16 protein-coding genes and 1 CRISPR repeat array are annotated in these 16,563 nt (G+C 72.0%); of the genes, 11 read left to right on the forward strand and 5 right to left on the reverse strand.

Translation table 11 applies throughout. The annotated features are described in order from the left end of the window. Nucleotides 1-5 precede the first annotated feature (5 nt). From htpX to ACFO4E_RS06815, 3 genes are all read right to left on the reverse strand, one after another. Entirely contained in the window at nucleotides 6-923 is a 918-nt protein-coding gene (gene htpX / locus ACFO4E_RS06805; RefSeq protein ID WP_378572169.1) for a zinc metalloprotease HtpX, read from the reverse strand. A gap of 293 nt (nucleotides 924-1,216) precedes the next feature. Continuing rightward, the gene (pspAA, locus tag ACFO4E_RS06810) at nucleotides 1,217-1,501 is read right to left on the reverse strand and encodes a PspA-associated protein PspAA (RefSeq protein ID WP_378572170.1); all 285 of its coding nucleotides are present in this window, start codon (nucleotides 1,499-1,501) and stop codon (nucleotides 1,217-1,219) included. Beyond that, nucleotides 1,498-2,298: a PspA/IM30 family protein gene (locus ACFO4E_RS06815; RefSeq protein WP_378572171.1), complete on the reverse strand. Its 801-nt coding sequence runs from the start codon at nucleotides 2,296-2,298 to the stop codon at nucleotides 1,498-1,500. Before ACFO4E_RS06815 ends, pspAA begins: the two co-directional genes overlap by 4 nt. Nucleotides 2,299-2,458: 160 nt before the next feature. Between ACFO4E_RS06815 and ACFO4E_RS06820 the strand changes: the two genes are divergently transcribed. Further along, entirely contained in the window at nucleotides 2,459-3,055 is a 597-nt protein-coding gene (locus ACFO4E_RS06820) for a DUF3043 domain-containing protein (RefSeq protein WP_378572172.1), read from the forward strand. A 64-nt stretch (nucleotides 3,056-3,119) separates the two neighbouring features. After that, entirely contained in the window at nucleotides 3,120-4,124 is a 1,005-nt protein-coding gene (locus ACFO4E_RS06825) for an aldo/keto reductase family protein (RefSeq protein ID WP_378572173.1), read from the forward strand. 303 nt (nucleotides 4,125-4,427) lie between these two features. On the opposite strand, the gene ACFO4E_RS06830 is transcribed toward ACFO4E_RS06825, so the two are convergent. After that, a complete protein-coding gene (locus ACFO4E_RS06830; protein ID WP_378572174.1) occupies nucleotides 4,428-4,634 on the reverse strand; it encodes a hypothetical protein in 207 nt (68 codons plus the stop codon). A 198-nt stretch (nucleotides 4,635-4,832) separates the two neighbouring features. Between ACFO4E_RS06830 and ACFO4E_RS06835 the strand changes: the two genes are divergently transcribed. The 9 genes from ACFO4E_RS06835 (at nucleotide 4,833) to ACFO4E_RS06875 (ending at nucleotide 15,985) form a co-directional block, all read left to right on the forward strand. Then, entirely contained in the window at nucleotides 4,833-5,810 is a 978-nt protein-coding gene (locus tag ACFO4E_RS06835) for a bifunctional adenosylcobinamide kinase/adenosylcobinamide-phosphate guanylyltransferase (protein WP_378572175.1), read from the forward strand. Further along, complete coding sequence (locus ACFO4E_RS06840; protein ID WP_378572176.1) at nucleotides 5,807-6,664, forward strand: adenosylcobinamide-GDP ribazoletransferase; 858 nt, start codon at nucleotides 5,807-5,809, stop codon at nucleotides 6,662-6,664. Before ACFO4E_RS06835 ends, ACFO4E_RS06840 begins: the two co-directional genes overlap by 4 nt. 65 nt (nucleotides 6,665-6,729) lie before the next feature. Continuing rightward, nucleotides 6,730-7,124: direct repeats of the CRISPR family, unit length 29 nt; unit sequence GGGTCCATCCCCGCGCGTGCGGGGAGCAG. Between the two features lie 550 nt (nucleotides 7,125-7,674). Next, a complete protein-coding gene (locus tag ACFO4E_RS06845; RefSeq protein WP_378572177.1) occupies nucleotides 7,675-9,177 on the forward strand; it encodes a leucyl aminopeptidase in 1,503 nt (500 codons plus the stop codon). 105 nt (nucleotides 9,178-9,282) lie between these two features. Then, nucleotides 9,283-10,659 carry a dihydrolipoyl dehydrogenase gene (lpdA, locus tag ACFO4E_RS06850; RefSeq protein ID WP_378572178.1) on the forward strand — a complete coding sequence of 459 codons (1,377 nt, stop codon included), beginning with the start codon at nucleotides 9,283-9,285 and terminating at the stop codon, nucleotides 10,657-10,659. Between the two features lie 76 nt (nucleotides 10,660-10,735). After that, nucleotides 10,736-12,166: a 2-oxoglutarate dehydrogenase, E2 component, dihydrolipoamide succinyltransferase gene (gene sucB, locus ACFO4E_RS06855; protein WP_378572179.1), complete on the forward strand. Its 1,431-nt coding sequence runs from the start codon at nucleotides 10,736-10,738 to the stop codon at nucleotides 12,164-12,166. A gap of 339 nt (nucleotides 12,167-12,505) precedes the next feature. After that, complete coding sequence (locus ACFO4E_RS06860) at nucleotides 12,506-13,396, forward strand: TIGR01777 family oxidoreductase (RefSeq protein ID WP_378572180.1); 891 nt, start codon at nucleotides 12,506-12,508, stop codon at nucleotides 13,394-13,396. Between the two features lie 29 nt (nucleotides 13,397-13,425). Next, entirely contained in the window at nucleotides 13,426-14,136 is a 711-nt protein-coding gene (gene lipB, locus ACFO4E_RS06865; RefSeq protein WP_378572181.1) for a lipoyl(octanoyl) transferase LipB, read from the forward strand. Nucleotides 14,137-14,205: 69 nt separating this feature from the next. Continuing rightward, nucleotides 14,206-15,144 carry a lipoyl synthase gene (gene lipA, locus ACFO4E_RS06870; protein ID WP_378572182.1) on the forward strand — a complete coding sequence of 313 codons (939 nt, stop codon included), beginning with the start codon at nucleotides 14,206-14,208 and terminating at the stop codon, nucleotides 15,142-15,144. 109 nt (nucleotides 15,145-15,253) lie between these two features. Further along, nucleotides 15,254-15,985 (forward strand): DUF4191 domain-containing protein, encoded by a 732-nt coding sequence (locus ACFO4E_RS06875; RefSeq protein WP_378572183.1) that lies wholly within the window; start codon nucleotides 15,254-15,256, stop codon nucleotides 15,983-15,985. Nucleotides 15,986-16,103: 118 nt separating this feature from the next. On the opposite strand, the gene ACFO4E_RS06880 is transcribed toward ACFO4E_RS06875, so the two are convergent. Continuing rightward, nucleotides 16,104-16,550: an RDD family protein gene (locus ACFO4E_RS06880; protein WP_378572184.1), complete on the reverse strand. Its 447-nt coding sequence runs from the start codon at nucleotides 16,548-16,550 to the stop codon at nucleotides 16,104-16,106. Between the last annotated feature and the right edge of the window lie 13 nt (nucleotides 16,551-16,563).

The following is a 16,563-nucleotide window of genomic DNA, read 5'->3' on the forward strand; positions in this document are numbered from 1 at the left end:
GCTCCTCAGGCCCCGCTGCCGAGCTGCCGGGAGATGTCGGCGAGCTGGGAGAGGCGCTGCTCGATCGGCGGGTGGGTGGCGAAGAGGGTGCTGAGGCTGAACCCCTTCGGGGCGGCCGCCGGGGTGAAGAAGAACGCGTTGAACGGTTCGGCCTTGCGCAGGTCGTCGGTCGGGATGCGGGCCATGTCGCCGGTGATCTTGGTGAGCGCGCTACCCAGGGCCGAGGGGCGGCCGGTGAGGTAGGCGGCGGCGCGGTCGGCCGACAGCTCGCGGTAGCGCGAGAGCACCCGGGTGAGCAGGAAACTGAGCGCCCACACGATCGCGCTCACCGCCACCACGGCCAGCGCCACGATCGCGGGGTTGTTCTGGCCCCGGCCGCGCCCGCCGCCGGAGAAGAGCGCGAAGCGCAGGCCCATCTGGGTGAGGAAGCCCGCGACGATGCCCAGGAACCCGGCGATGGTCATGACCATCACGTCGCGGTGGGCCACGTGCGACAGCTCGTGGGCGAGCACCGCCTCCAGTTCGGCGGTGTCGAGGCGGCGCATGATGCCGCTGGTGACGCACACGACTGCGGTCTTGCTGTTGTGGCCGGTGGCGAAGGCGTTGGGCACGTCGGTCCGGGCGACGGCGACCTTGGGCTTGGGCATGTCGGCCATGGCGCACAGCCGGTCGACGACGGCGTGCAGATCGGGGGCCTCATCGGGCGACACCTCGCGGGCGCCCATGGAGTACATCGCGATCTTGTCGGAGGTGAAGTACTGGAAGAGCGCGAAGCCGACGACGATCGCGACGACGAGCCAGACGTTCAGGCCGACCAGGACGAGGGCGATGACGAACGCGACGTAGAGGATGCCCAGGAGGGACATCGTCAGGACCATGCGGCTGGTCAGCCCGCGATCGGGAATGAACTTGGATCCTGCCACAGCGACGGCCTTTCACCGGGTGCGTCCGTGCGGGCCCGACGGCTCCCGCCGCCCCGGCCTTGATCGCAGTCTAGCCAGGCAGGGCGTGAATTCCGTTAAGCGGGATTGTGAGTCGGCCGACCCCCGGCGGCCGGGCCGGGGCCGGTCGCGGCCGTTCACGGGCCGGCGTACGACGGGCGGGTGTGCGACGGGAGGGCGGGTGAAAGGTGCGGATACGCGTACGGCCGCCGCGGCACGGGGTGTGCCGGGCGGCCGCAGGCGCAGCAGCCGAATGCCGGGAGGCCGTGGGACGCTCAGGCGAGGTCGGGGATGAGCCCTTCGTCGCCGAGCATGGCCCGGACCTCGTCCATGGTCGCATCAGCGGGCGGCAGGATGAACTGCGACGGTGCCAGCGAGTCGGCGGGCACCGGCTTGCCGTCCTCGCGGACCTTGTCCAGCAGCTCCTTCAGTGCCTGCCGGAACTCGTCCTCGTTGCCGAGGGCGATCGCCTGCTCCAGGGTCCGGTCGAACCCGTTGAGCAGGTCGAGGTCTGCGTCGGAGAGGTCGAGTTGCCCCTCGCCCATGATGCGGACGATCATGCGCCATCCCCCTGCCGGTAGGGCTGGACCTGGCTGCCGTTGCCCGACGCCTGGCCGTTGCCGCCTTCGATCTGGGGGGTGGAGCCGCCGCCGCTGCCGGTGCCGAGCTCCTGCTTCATCCGCTCCAGCTCCAGCTCGACGCCGCTGGTGCTGGCCATGCGGTCGAGCTCGGCCTGGATGTCGTCCTTGGAGGTGCCGGTGACGTCGTCGAGGGCGCCGGAGGCGAGGAGTTCGTCGACGGCGCCCGCGCGCGCCTGCATCTCTGCGGTCTTGTCCTCGGCGCGCTGCACGGCCATGCCGACGTCGCCCATCTCCTCGGAGATGCCGGAGAACGCCTCGCTGATCTGGGTCTGGGCCTGCGCGGCGGTGTAGGTGGCCTTGATGGTCTCCTTGCGCGTGCGGAACGCGTCGACCTTGGCCTGGAGGCGCTGCGCGGCGAGGGTGAGCTTCTGCTCCTCACCCTGGAGCTGCTCGTGCTGCTGCTTGAGGGACTCGATCTGGGACTGGAGGCCGGAGCGGCGGGTGAGCGCCTCGCGCGCGAGGTCCTCGCGGCCCTGCCCGAGCGCCGCGCGGCTCTGGTTCTCCAGCTTGCCGGACTGCTGTTCCAGCTGCTGGACCTGCAGCTCGACCCGCTTGCGCGACGTGGCGACGTCGGCCACCCCGCGCCGGACCTTCTGCAAGAGTTCCAGCTGCCTCTGATAAGAGTAGTCGAGGGTCTCGCGAGGGTCCTCGACGGAGTCCAAGGCCTTGTTGGCCTTGGACTTGAAGATCATGGAAAGTCGCTGAAACACGCTCATCGGCGTGGCCGTCCCCTTCTCGGTCCGTACATCGGCTGTTCCCGGCGGGCGCTGCATCCAACCCTACGCGCTCTGGCGAGCGGTCGCCATGAAGCTCGGACCGGCTACCCTGGGGGATGTGTTCCGACGTCGCTCCGCTTCCGCATCCGAAGAGCCGGCCGTGGCCGGCTCTGCCAGTTCTGAGGCTACTGAGGCCACCCAACCTAAGGGATATACCCCGAAAAAAGGTGCGCCGACCCCAAAGCGCAGTGAGGCAGAGAAGACACTGCGCCGCCCCCTCAACGCGCCGCAGACCCGCAAAGAGGCGTACCGGCAGTACCGCGAGCGCCAGGCCCGCGAATCCACCCGCGCGGCCCAGCGCGGTGGCGCCGCCCGCGGCGAGGAGCGCTACTTCCGCCCCCAGGACCACGGCCCGGTGCGCGCCTACGCGCGCGACGTCGTCGACTCCCGGCGCAGCGTGAGCGAGTTCTTCCTCTACTTCTCGCTGGCCATCATCGTCCTGCTGTTCCTGCCGTTCCCCGAGTTCCAGCTCGGCGTCACCTATGTGGTGTGGCCGCTGATGATGGTCACGATCGTCGCCGAGGGCCTCTACATCGGCAACCGCATCAAGAAGGACGCCCGCAGGCTGTTCCCCGGCGACGACACCATCCGCGGCGTGGGCATGTACGCGGCGATGCGCCAGTTGCAGATCCGCCGGCTGCGCCTGCCCAAGCCGCGCCTCAAGGTGGGACAGCCCATCCCCACTCCTGGTTCCTGACCGGGCGGGCCGCTAGCGGCCCGCCGCCCGGGACCTGCCGCGGGCACGGCGTTAAGGTGCCGACATGGAATTCCGTCATCTTGGCAGCAGCGGCCTCGTCGTCAGCGAAATCGCCTACGGAAACTGGATCACCCACGGTTCACAGGTCGAGGAGGACGCGGCGGTCTCCTGCGTGCGCGCCGCGCTCGACGAGGGGATCACCACCTTCGACACCGCCGACGGCTACGCGCAGGGTGCTGCCGAGGAGGTCCTGGGCCGCGCACTCAAGGGCGAGCGCCGCGACGGCCTGGAGATCTTCTCCAAGGTGTTCTGGCCGGTCGGCCCCGGCAAGAACGACCGCGGGCTGTCCCGCAAGCACATCGTGCGCGGGGTGGAGCAGTCGCTGCGCCGCCTGGGCACCGACTACCTCGACCTGTACCAGGCCCACCGGTACGACTACGCGACCCCGCTGGAGGAGACCATGCGGGCGTTCGACGACCTCGTCCGCCAGGGCAAGGTCCTCTACATCGGTGTCTCGGAGTGGCGCGCCGAGGAGATCGAGAACGCGCAGAAGATCGCGGCGGAACTCGGGCTGACCCGGCTCATCTCCAACCAGCCGCGGTACAACATGGTGTGGCGGGTCATCGAGTCGGAGGTCGTGCCCGTCTCCGAGCGCGAGGGCCTGGGACAGATCGTGTGGTCGCCCATCGAGCAGGGGATCCTCACCGGCAAGTACCTGCCGGACCAGGCTCCGCCGGAGGGGTCCCGGGCGACCGACGAGAAGAGCGGCGCCCGCTTCATCTCGCGCTACGTCGAGGACCGCGAACTGCTCCAGCGGGTGCAGGAGCTGCGGCCGATCGCCGAGGAGGCCGGGCTCGACCTCGCCCAGCTGGCGATCGCCTGGGTCCTCCAGAACCCCAACGTCTCCTCCGCCATCATCGGCGCCTCGCGCCCGGAGCAGGTGCGCTCCAACGCCCGCGCCGCGGGAGTGAAGCTGGACGCGGAGCTGCTGAGCCGCATCGACGGGGTCCTGGGCGACAAGATCCAGACCGACCCGGCCCTCACGGTCAGCCCGGAGCACCGGCCGTAGGCCGCGCCGGTACGCGGATCAGGGATCGCGGCGATGGGCCGCCCGGCCGGGCGGCCGGGCGGCCCATCGTCATTCCACCGCGGCCGAGGGCCGTGCGGACCCGGGACCGGCCGGCCGCGCAGACAGCCGTAGGAACGGACGGGGCGCCTACCGCCGCGGATTCCGATTGGGCGGCGATCTCCGCACACAGGTGCGCGGCGGGCCCGGAACGCCCACGTGCTCGGCGCGTGAACGGGAATCGGTGCGCGCCGGCCCCGGGGGAGTAAGCCCCGAGGGCCGAACGGGTCGCCGGACCGGCCGTTCTCAGACGGTCTCGGTGAGGCTCATCGAGTAGACCGGACGCTCGTCCTCCAGCAGCGTGACCTGCGACGCTCCCGCATCGGTGAGGCCGCGCCAGCTCTCCCCGAGCCAGCTCTCCGCGTCGCCCCGGGAGGAGAACAGCTCACCGGGGAGCGCGCTGTCCTCGAGCACCCGTCCATCGGCCGCCTCGTACCGCCAGCTCCACGCCATGGGTCACCTCTCTCCTGGGGCCCGCCGTCCCGCACGGCCGGTCATCCCAGCAGAGCCTAGCCGCGCAGCCCTTCGACATGCTGTTAACTGGCCAACGTGCGAATCCGACTCTCGGGCACCTCCGGCCCCGCTGGATGGCCCGCGCCCCACTGCCGATGCGCATCGTGCAACCGCGCGGTCGAGAACCGGCGGTTACCGGTGCGCCTCACGGTGGACCAGGCGTTCACCCTCCGGGAACCGGGCACCGGCACCGCGACCCCGGCGCCCGAGGGCTACACCGTCACCGCCACGCCGCACGGCACCCGGGTGGACGGCCCGGACGGGGGACGCCTCCTCTACGCACGCCCCGACGCCCCCGCCGACCCTCCGGCCGACGACCTGCCGGACGGGGCGCCGTCCCCGACGCGGCAGGTAGACGTCGCGATCGTCGACGTGGTCGAGAACCCCGAGGTCATCGGGGCGCTGCGCCGGGCGGGCGTCGTCGGCAGGACGACGGTGGTCGTGGCGGTCGGCGGCGACCACCGGGTGCACTCCCCCGCCGAGTTCGAGCGCCGGGCCCGCCTGTGGGGCGCGTCCGCGCCCTCCGACGGCCACGAGCTGTCGTGTCCCCCGGCGGCGTGGCCGCCGGACCGCGTGGGCGGACCGCACCGGGTGCTGATCACCGGCGGCGCGCGGTCGGGCAAGTCGGCGGAAGCCGAACTGCGCCTCCTCGGCGAACCCGAGGTCACCTACCTGGCCACGGGCCCGCAGCCGGGTGACGACGACGCGTGGGCGGAGCGCATCGCGGCCCACCGCCGGCGCCGCCCGACGTGGTGGAAGACCCAGGAGACCCTGGAGGCGGCGGCGGTCCTGCGCGATGCGACGGGCGCGGTGCTCTTCGACTGCGTCGGGACGTGGCTGGCCGGGGTGATGGACGCCTGCGGCCTGTGGTCGGACACCCCGCCCGGAGACGCCCTGGAGACGCTGGCCGCGCGTGAAGCCGAGCTGATCGACGCCTGGAGACAGTGCCCGGCCCTGCTGGTCGCCGTCACCAACGAGGTCGGCTCGGGCGTCGTCCCGCCCACCGCCAGCGGGAACCTCTTCCGCGACCGCTTGGGCCGATTGAACCGGCTCCTCGCCGCCGAGTCGGAACAGGTCCTCCTGGCGACGGCGGGCCGCATCGTGGACCTCCCGTGACCAACCCCGGCACACCGCCGGGGGGCCGCTGGGACCGCTGGTCTACGGGGGGATCGGGTCGCTACGCCGCAAGGGGGCGTGACGTCGCCGACGGCGCACGGCTGGCGTTGGGGACGCTCACCGTGATCCCCGTCCGGGTGGAGCGTGTCGACCGCACCACGGCCGGCTGGGCGATGTCGCTGGCCCCGGCCGCGGGCCTGCTCCTAGGCGCGGTGGCGGGGGCGGTGCTGCTCCTGACGGGACTGACCGCGATGTCGCCGCTCCTGGCGGCGGCCCTGGCGGTCGGTGCTCTGGCGCTGCTCACCCGGGGCCTTCACCTGGACGGCTTGGCCGACCTTGCCGACGGTCTCGGCAGCGCCCGCCCGGCCGGTGAAGCGCTCGACATCATGAAGCGCTCCGACATCGGCCCCTTCGGCGTCGTCACCCTTGTCCTGGTGGTCCTCATACAGGTGGTGGCGCTGGGCGACATCGCGGCCACATCACCGGCGGCCGCGATCGGCGCGATCGTGGTGGCGGCGATGTCGGGCCGCCTGGCGATCACCTGGTCCTGCACCCCAAAGACCCCATCCGCCAGAGAAGAGGGCCTGGGAGCCCTGGTAGCGGGCACCGTGCCACAGCGGGCAGCGATCGCGACAACGGTCGTGGTCACTCTGCTCGCCACGCTGGTGGGACTCCCCCACGGCATCACCTTCGCCCTGTCCTGCGCGGTCGCGCTGGGGGCCGCCCAACTCACAGCCGCCGCCCTACGTTGGCACGCAGCCCGCCGACTGGGCGGCATCACCGGCGACGTCCTGGGAGCCCTCAGCGAAACCGCCACGACGACCGCACTTGTGGCCCTCGCAGCCCTGGCGTAACCGCCCCACCATCCCCGCATATGCGGGGAGCAGTGGCTGTTGATGTTCTGATCTGGGCCGCCGCCGGGTCCATCCCCGCGCGTGCGGGGAGCAGATGTCGTGCTTGTAGTCCGGGGCGGACACGTAGGGTCCATCCCCGCGCGTGCGGGGAGCAGATCTGCTTCATCGGCTTCACGGTCTTGCACTCGGGTCCATCCCCGCGCGTGCGGGGAGCAGCCACCAGGACACGAAGCCGGCGTAGGCGACCAGGGTCCATCCCCGCGCGTGCGGGGACCAGTCCTCGACGGCGTCCACGTACATGCCGGGCCAGGGTCCATCCCCGCGCGTGCGGGGAGCAGATCCATCATCATCAGGTCTTCAATCTCGCGCTGGGTCCATCCCCGCGCGTGCGGGGAGCAGATGTTGCGCGACCAGGCGGCGACGACCTCACCGGGTCCATCCCCGCGCGTGCGGGGAGCAGGCTTGCTGAGCTGGGATGATATCGCGGCGGAAGGCCGGTTTTTGCAACTTGTTGTTGGGGCTGTCCGCGATGGCCCTGTTGAGGCCGGCGGTCATCATGGGCCACCCGGAAGGCGTCGCGTCGGTGTCCGGGTGATGCACATGATCGGGGCGGGTGTTGGACAGCGCGTCCAACGGTCGCGGACAGGTTCGCCGATTCGGACGAACGTGTCAGGATCATCACATTTCTTCACACCGGCCGCACGTATGGCCTCATGGCGCGCATGTCGGCTTGGGGTGGGTGTGATGGTTCCGGCCGCTCCCGGCCATCGGGGGGTTCGTGTGGGGGTGCCGACCGGCGGGGGTTGGGTCCGGAGGCCCGGCTGTTTCGGTGAAAGGGCAGGTGACGGCATCGGGGCGTACTCCCGCTCCCCCGCCGTGCCGGTCGAGGGCAATCATCGGATAAACGACGTTCTTCGCGGTCAGGACATTTCACCCAGCCCCGGTGTGAGCCCGGGCTACGGCGCATGCCACGTGCCCGGCGGCACGTCATAAGGACTAGCATCGGGTTCGTGAGCACGTCGTTGTCAGTCATTACGGAATCCCCCTCTTCGCTCGACGCCGACGCGGTAGTCGTCGGCTACCACTCCGGAGCCGATGGCCCGGAGCCCGCGTCGGGGGCTCACGATGTCGATGCCGCCTTCGCCGGCGGCCTCGCCAAGACACTGTCGCTCTTGGGAGCGAGCGGCGCCGCCGAGGAGGTGTACAGCGTTCCCTCCCTCGGTTCCGTCACGGCGCCCGTGGTGATCGCGGTCGGCCTCGGGCCGGCCCCCGCCGACGGCGACGCGCTCGATTCCGAGACCCTGTCCCGCGCGGCCGGTGCCGCCCTGCGCGCACGCAGCGGCCACGCCCGCGTCGCGCTGGCGCTGCCCGCCTCCGGCCCCGGTGAGGCCGGGGCCGCGGCCCTGGGCGCCCTGCTGGGCGACTACTCCTTCACCCGCTACCGCACCGGCGCCGGGCCCGACACCCCGCTGGAGCGGCTGCTGGTCGTGAGCGCGTCCGGCTCCGCCGCCGCCGAGGTCGAGCGCGCCGAGGTCCTGGCGGGCTCGGTCGCCCTCGCCCGCGACCTCGTGAACACCGCCCCCGCCGACCTTGTCCCCGAGGACCTCGCCGGCATCGCCGAGGAGGTCGCCCGCGAGAACGGCCTGAGCATCGAGGTCCTCGACGAGAGCGCGCTCGCCGAGGGCGGCTACGGCGGCATCCTCGGCGTCGGCCAGGGCTCGTCCAACGCGCCGCGACTGGTGCGCCTGGGCTACACCCACCCCGACGCCGCCTCGACCGTGGCGTTCGTCGGCAAGGGCATCACCTTCGACTCCGGCGGCCTGTCCCTGAAGCCCGCCGGGGGCATGGACGCGATGAAGTCCGACATGGGCGGCGCCGCCGCCGTCCTCGCGGCGTTGCAGGCCATCGCCGTGCTCAAGCCCGCGGTGAACGTGGTCGGGTACCTGGCGATCGCCGAGAACATGCCGAGCGGCACCGCGCAGCGGCCCTCCGACGTCCTGACGATCTACGGCGGCCGGACCGTCGAGGTCCTCAACACCGACGCCGAGGGCCGGCTCGTCATGGCCGACGCCCTGGTGCGCGCCCATGAGGACGAGCCCGACCTCATCGTCGACATCGCCACCCTCACGGGCGCGCAGAAGGTCGCCCTCGGCAACCGCGTCTTCGCGGTCATGGCCAACGGCGACTCCGTCCGCGAGGACGTCACGGACGCCGCCGCTGCGGCGGGCGAGTCCGCCTGGCCCATGCCGCTCCCCGCGGAGCTGCGCAAGGGCCTGGACTCCGCGGTCGCCGACATCGCCAACGTGGCCGGGGAGCGGTGGGGCGGCATGCTCAGCGCGGGCGTGTTCCTCAAGGAGTTCATCGCCGATGGCGTCGACTGGGCTCACCTCGACATCGCCGGCCCCGCGTTCAACGAGGGCGGCCCCTACGGCTACACCCCCAAGGGCGGGACCGGGGCGGGCGCCCGCACGCTGGTGCGGATCGCCGAAGCCCACGCAAGCGGCCGGGACTGACCGGCGCGGCGCCCGCGCGGGACACGCGCGCGGGCGCCGCGCCGCGGTCGGAACCCGCACGACAACCAGACGCACACCAACATCCACAGCAAGGAGTGTCCTTCCGTGAGCGAGAGCGGCGGCACCTTCGACCTCATCGTCCTGGGCGGCGGCAGCGGCGGCTACGCGGCGGCGCTGCGCGCGGCCGAGCTGGACATGAGCGTCGCCCTGATCGAGAAAGACAAGCTGGGCGGCACCTGCCTGCACTACGGCTGCATCCCCACCAAGGCGCTGCTGCACTCCGCCGAGGTCGCCGACGCCGCCAAGGACAGCGAGACCTTCGGTGTCAAGGCGTCCTTCGAGGGCATCGACATCGACGCCGTCCACAAGTACAAGGACAAGGTGATCACCGGCCTGCACCGCGGGCTGACGGGCCTGATCAAGTCCCGCAAGATCACCGTCATCGAGGGCGAGGGCAAGCTCACGGGGGCCGACGAGGTCACCGTCGACGGCACCGCCTACAAGGGCGCCAACATCCTGCTGGCCACCGGCTCCAAGCCCAAGACCCTGGGCCTGGAGATCGACGGCGACAAGGTCATCACCAGCAACGAGGCCCTGCGGCTGGACCGCGTTCCGGAGTCGGTCGTCGTCCTGGGCGGCGGCGTCATCGGCGTGGAGTTCGCCAGCGTGTGGCGCTCCTACGGCGCCGAGGTCACCATCGTCGAGGCGCTGCCGCACCTGGTGCCGGTCGAGGAGGAGTCCAGCTCCAAGCTGCTGGAGCGGGCGTTCCGCAAGCGCGGCATCAAGTACGAGCTGGGCACCCCGTTCGAGAGCGTCAAGACCACCGACTCCGGCGTCAACGTCACCCTCAAGGGCGGCAAGACCCTGGAGGCCGAGGTCCTGCTCGTGGCCATCGGCCGCGGCCCGGTCTCGGAGGGCCTGGGGTACGAGGAGGCCGGGATCCGCCTGGACCGCGGGTTCGTCCAGGTCGACGAGAACCTGCACACCGGGGTCGGCAACATCTACGCCGTGGGCGACCTCATCCCCACCCTCCAGCTCGCCCACGTGGGCTTCGCGGAGGGCATCTTCGTCGCCGAGCGCATCGCGGGCCTCAACCCGCCGGCGATCGACTACGACGGCGTGCCGCGCGTGACCTACTCCGAGCCCGAGGTCGCCTCCGTGGGCATCACCTCGGCCATCGCCAAGGAGCGGGGCTACGAGACCGTCGAGATGAACTACAACCTCGGCGGCAACGGCAAGAGCCAGATCCTGCAGACCCAGGGCGCCGTCAAGGTCATCGCGCAGAAGGACGGGCCGGTTCTGGGCGTGCACATGGTGGGCAGCCGGGTCGGCGAGCTCGTCGCCGAGGGGCAGCTCATCTACAACTGGGAGGCGCTGCCCTCGGAGGTCGCGCAGCTCATCCACCCGCACCCGACCCAGTCCGAAGCGCTGGGCGAGGCGCACCTCGCCCTCGCGGGCAAGCCGCTGCACGTCCACGACTGACGCGCCGACGGGGCGGGCTGCGGCCCGCCCCGTTCTCTTCGCGTTCTCGCACGTCCATCTAAGAGGAACCCATCCCATGCCGACTTCCGTTACCATGCCCGCCCTGGGTGAGAGCGTCACCGAGGGCACCGTCACCCAGTGGCTCAAGAAGCAGGGCGACACCGTCGAGGTCGACGAGCCGCTGCTCGAAGTCTCGACCGACAAGGTCGACACCGAGATCCCGTCGCCGGTGGCGGGGGTGCTGACCCGGATCCTCGTCGACGAGGACGAGACGGTCGAGGTCGGCGCCGAGATCGCGGTCATCGGCGAGGCCGGCGAGGCCCCCGCCGAGGAGGGCGCCCCCAGCGGTGGGGAGGCCCAGGCGGAGCCCGAGCCGGAGCCCGCCCCCGCGGCCCCCGAGCCGGAGCCGCAGGCCGCCCCTGAGCCCGAGCCCGCGCAGGCCGCGGCCCCCGCTCCCGCCCCGGCCCCCGCCGCCGAGGCCGAGGCGCGGCCCAGCCGCGAGGAGTCCACCCCGCGCGTCGACGTCGAGACCCTGAGCGGCACCGGCCGCTCCAGCGGGACCGACGCCGTCACCGAGGCCTACGTCACCCCGCTGGTGCGCAAGCTCGCCGCCGAGGAGGGCGTCGACCTGGGCACGGTGCGCGGCACCGGTGTGGGCGGGCGCATCCGCAAGCAGGACGTGCAGGAGGCCGCCCGCGCCCGCCGCGAGGCGCCCGCCGCCGCTCCGGCCGCTGCCGCCGCCCCCGCCCGCGCGGCGCGCCCCGTGGTCGCCGACACGACGCTGCGCGGCCGCACCGAGCAGATGTCGCGCCTGCGCCGGTCGATCGCCGACCAGATGGCGGAGTCGCAGCGGATCTCGGCGGACCTCACCCAGGTCATCGAGGTCGACGTCACCGACATCGCGCGCCTGCGCGGCAAGGCCGCCGCCGACTTCGAGGCGCGCGAGGGCGTGGAGCTGGGCTTCTTCCCGTTCTTCGCGCTGGCGGCGACCGAGGCGCTGAAGGTCCACCCCAAGCTGAACGCCGTCATCGACAGCTCCAGCTACGAGGTGACCTACCACAGCATCGAGAACGTCGGGATCTCGGTCGACACCGAGCGCGGCCTGCTCGTCCCGGTCGTCAAGGACGCCGGCGACCTCAACCTCGGCGGGCTCGCGCGCAAGATCGCCGACCTCACCGAGCGCGCGCACACCGGCGGGCTCACCCCGGACGAGCTGAGCGGGGGCACGTTCACGCTGACCGACACCGGGCAGGTGGGCGCGCTGTTCGAGACCCCGATCATCAGCCAGCCGCAGGTGGCGATCCTGAGCACCGGCGCCGTCGTGAAGCGGCCCGTGGTGGTCGACGACCCGGAGCTGGGCGAGGTCATCGCGGTCCGCTCGATGGCGTACCTGGCGCTCACCCACGACCACCGGCTGATCGACAGCGCCGACGCCGCGCGCTTCCTGCAGAGCGTGCGCGAACGCCTGGAAGAGGGCGCGTTCGAAGCCGAGCTCGGCCTGGCCTGACCCGGCCGGCTCCCGCCGCGGGGCGGGAGGGGTGGGAACGGCAGCGGGGCGGCATCCGGATCGGATGCCGCCCCGCCTCTTACCCCACCATTCACCATCCCCTGGTGATCCCCATCACCAAAGGTCTGTGGCCGGGGGCGGCGCACGCGCCGCCCCCGAGGACCCCTGCTCGTCACAGGGAGTCCCGTGTCCCATACAGAAAGGTAGGCGCCCGAGGTGCCACCGCGCAGCCTTTTGGCGCAATCAGGCCGACTTTTCGCGAGCCGGACCGGCGCCGGTCGCCTGGCCGTCACGGCACGGACGGCGCGTGACCCGGAGGTCCGGGGGTAGGCAACAGACATGCGAATCGCGATCACAGGGGCATCGGGCCTGGTCGGAACCGCGCTCTCCCGATCCCTGACCGGCGACGGCCACGAGGTGCTGCGGCTGGTCCGCCGCGCGCCGCGCGACATCGCCGAGGTCCGCTGGGACCCCTCCGGCGGGGGCGTGGACACCGAGCGGCTGGCGGGCACCGACGCGGTGGTGCACCTGGCGGGCGCCCCGCTGGGGCCGGCCCGCTGGACCCCGCGCTACAAGAACCGGATCCGCGACAGCCGCGTCCTGGGGACGCGCGTCCTCTCGGTCGCGCTGGCGGGGATGGCGGAGCCGCCGCGGCGGCTGGTGTCGGGCTCGGCCGTGGGCTACTACGGCGACACGGGGCACTCCGTCGCCGACGAGGGCTCGCCCCGCGGCATGGGGTTCCTCGCCGATCTGGCGGCCGACTGGGAGGCCGCGACGGCGCCGGCGGCCGACGCGGGCATCTCGGTGGCGCACGTGCGCACCGGGGTGGTGCTGGCGCGCCGGGGCGGGCTGCTCGGCGCGGTCCTGCCGTTGTTCCGGCTGGGGCTGGGCGCGCGCCTGGGGACGGGCCTGCAGTACATGAGCTGGATCTCGCTGGCCGACGAGGTGGGCGCCATCCGCTTCCTGCTGGAGCGCCCGGTGCTGACGGGCGCCTTCGACCTCACCGCCCCCGAGCCGGTGACCAACGCCGACTACACCGCCGCGCTGGCCCGGGCGGTGCACCGGCCGGCGCCGCTGGTGGTGCCCGGTGTGCTGCTGCGCGCGGCGCTCGGCGGGTTCGCCGACGAGGCGGCTCTCGTCAACCAGCGGGTGGTCCCCGAACGGCTGCTGAAGGCGGGGTATTCCTTCAGCCACCCCGATATCGCCAGTGCCCTATCCGACATCGCCTGACCCGCACCGCACGGCATAAGGTGGGATGTATGAGTGAGCTCGTCTTCGCCCGGCTCGGCACCGCGCCCGTCCCCTACCACGAGGGCTGGGACCTCCAGAAGCGGCTGCACGGGCAGCGCGTGGCCGATCGCGTCCCCGACACCGTCCTGCTCCTGGAGCACGAGCCGGTGTACACCGCGGGCAAGCGCACGGGCAAGGGCGACCGCCCGCTGACCGATCCCGGCGCACCGGTCGTCGACATCGACCGCGGCGGCAAGATCACCTGGCACGGGCCGGGGCAGCTGACCGCCTACCCGATCGTCCGGCTCGCCGACCCGATCGACGTCATCGCCTACGTCCGCATGCTGGAGGAGGCCATCATCCGCACCATCGCGGAGTTCGGGCTCACCGGCCTGCGGGTCGAGGGGCGCACCGGCGTCTGGCTGGCGGCCGATCCCGCGCGCGGGCTGATCGAGCGCAAGGTCGCGGCCATCGGCTGCCGGATCGCCCGCGGGGTCGGCATGCACGGCTTCGCGATCAACTGCGACCCCGACCTGTCGTGGTTCGACCGCATTGTCCCGTGCGGGATCACCGACGCCGGCGTCACCTCACTCACCCGCGAACTGGGCCGCGACGTCACGGTGGCCGAGGTGCTGCCGCTCGTCGAACGGCATCTGGCGGCCGTACTCGATGCCCCCCGGTACAGCCACCTCGACGGCGTCCCCGAGCCCGCGGAGCCCGCCGGGCTCGTCGGCGCCTGAGCATCGAACCAGCGGCCACGAGCCACACCATGACTTCCCCACAAGGGATGACGAAAGGAAGGGCCCGCGTTGTCCATCGCTCCTGAAGGGCGCAAGCTGCTGCGGATCGAGGCGCGCAACAGCCAGACCCCCATCGAGAAGAAGCCGCCGTGGATCAAGATCAAGGCGAAGATGGGGCCGGAGTACACCGAGCTGCACTCCCTGGTCAAGCGCGAGGGTCTGCACACCGTGTGCCAGGAGGCCGGGTGCCCCAACATCTACGAGTGCTGGGAGGACCGCGAGGCCACGTTCCTCATCGGCGGCGACCAGTGCACGCGGCGCTGCGACTTCTGCCAGATCGCCACGGGCAAGCCGACCGCCCTCGACCGCCGCGAGCCGCTGAAGGTCGCCGAATCCGTCCGGACCATGGAGCTGCGGTACGCCACGGTCACCGGTGTGGCGCGCGACGACCTCGACGACGGCGGCGCCTGGCTCTACGCCGAGACCGTGCGCAGGATCCACGAGCTCAACCCCGGCACCGGCGTCGAACTGCTCATCCCGGACTTCAACGCCGACCCCGGCCAGCTCGCCGAGGTCTTCGGGTCGCGCCCCGAGGTGCTGGCGCACAACATCGAGACCGTGCCGCGGATCTTCAAGCGCATCCGCCCGGGGTTCCGCTACGAGCGCTCCCTCGAGGTCATCACCCGCGCCCGCGAGGAAGGTCTCGTCACCAAGTCCAACCTGATCCTGGGAATGGGCGAGGAGCGCGAGGAGATCAGCCAGGCCATGCGCGACCTCCACGAGGCCGGCTGCGACCTGCTGACCATCACCCAGTACCTGCGGCCGTCCAAGCTGCACCACCCCATCGACCGCTGGGTCAAGCCCCAGGAGTTCGTCGACCTGGGCGCGGAGGCCGAGGAGATCGGCTTCGCCGGGGTCATGTCGGGGCCCCTGGTGCGCTCCTCCTACCGTGCCGGACGCCTGTACCAGCAGGCGGTCGACAAGCGCGCGCAGGTGGTCGGCGCCTGATCAGGGCCCTTCCGGCGGTCCGGTCGAACCGGACAAAGTAATCAAGCTGAAACGGCGGCCGCGGGCCGCCGTTTCACGTCCGGGCCGCCGCGCCCCATATCCTTGGGTTATGGCGAAGAAGCCCAAGGACACCCAGGCCCCCCCGGCCGCCGACGCCAAGGGGAAGAGCGGCGCCGAGAAGCCGCCTGGCCGGTTCAAGCAGGTCGGCATGGTCGCCAAGGTCGTTCACAAGCAGAGCCCGCGCAGCATCCCGATCGCCGTGGCGATCTTCGTCGGGCTGGTCGCGCTGTCCGTCGTGGGTGCGCTCCTCACCGGCGGGTGGCTCTACTGGCTGACCCTGGGCATCCCGGTGGCGTTCCTGGCGGGGTTCATCTTCTTCACGCGCTCCGCGCAGCGGATCCAGTACAAGATGCTCGACGGCCAGCTCGGCGCGGGCATGGCGGTGCTGGACAACATGCGCGGCGACTGGAGCGTGGAACCCGGCGTGGCCGCCAACCGGCAGATGGACATCGTCCACCGCGCCGTGGGCCGCCCCGGCGTGGTCCTCGTGGGCGAGGGCGACCCCGGGCGCCTCAAGGGCTTGATCGCCGGCGAGAAGAAGCGTGTGGCGCGGGTCGCCTACAACACGCCCATCTACGACGTCCGGGTGGGCAACGGCGACGACCAGGTCGCCATCGCCGACCTCCAGCGGCACCTGGTGAAGCTGCCCCGCAACCTCAGCAAGGCCGAGGTCGCCGAGCTGCGGTACCGCCTCAAGGCGCTGCCGGCGGCCATGCAGATGCCCAAGGGCCCGATCCCGCGCGGTGTGAAGATGCCGAAGGGCCCCAAGGCCCAGGGCTGACCCCGCCCGCCTCCGTGACGCGCTGGGGCCCCGCCGCGATGTGGCGGGGCCCCAGCGCGTCACGGGGCGGCCCCGCGTTGCCGGAGGGCGCGCCCGGGGGGCCCGGCGGCCCGATGTGTCAGAAGCGGCGGGTGATCGTCCCGGCGAAGCGGTCGTGCAGGCCCCGCTGGTCGCGGTCGTAGACCACCGCGGGGACCACCAGGCACAGCAGCAGGGTCCGCACCAGCATGGCCACCGGCCAGGGCATCGCGCGCTCCCCCGTCGCCGCGACGCCCACGCCCGCGAGCCGCTTGCCCACCGTGGTGCCGATCAGCGACAGCAGCACGACGTTGTAGCCGGCGAAGATCGCGAGGGCGGGGCCGGAGACCGCGTTGGCGGCGGCCGGATCGCCCAGGGCGGACCCGGTGAACAGGTGGGCGAGGGCGAGGCAGAGCAGCCAGTCCAGCATGATCGCGGCGAGCCGGCGCCCGAACCCGGGAACCGACCCCGTGCCTTCTTCCGGCATCCCCAGCCGGTTGCCCCGGTACTGGAACGCGGTGTCGTCCGCTCCTCCTGTGTTCGCCATGATCCCAACGGTA

Source organism: Nocardiopsis mangrovi, from assembly GCF_042653925.1.
In the GTDB taxonomy this organism is placed as follows: Bacteria; Actinomycetota; Actinomycetes; order Streptosporangiales; family Streptosporangiaceae; genus Nocardiopsis_B; species Nocardiopsis_B mangrovi.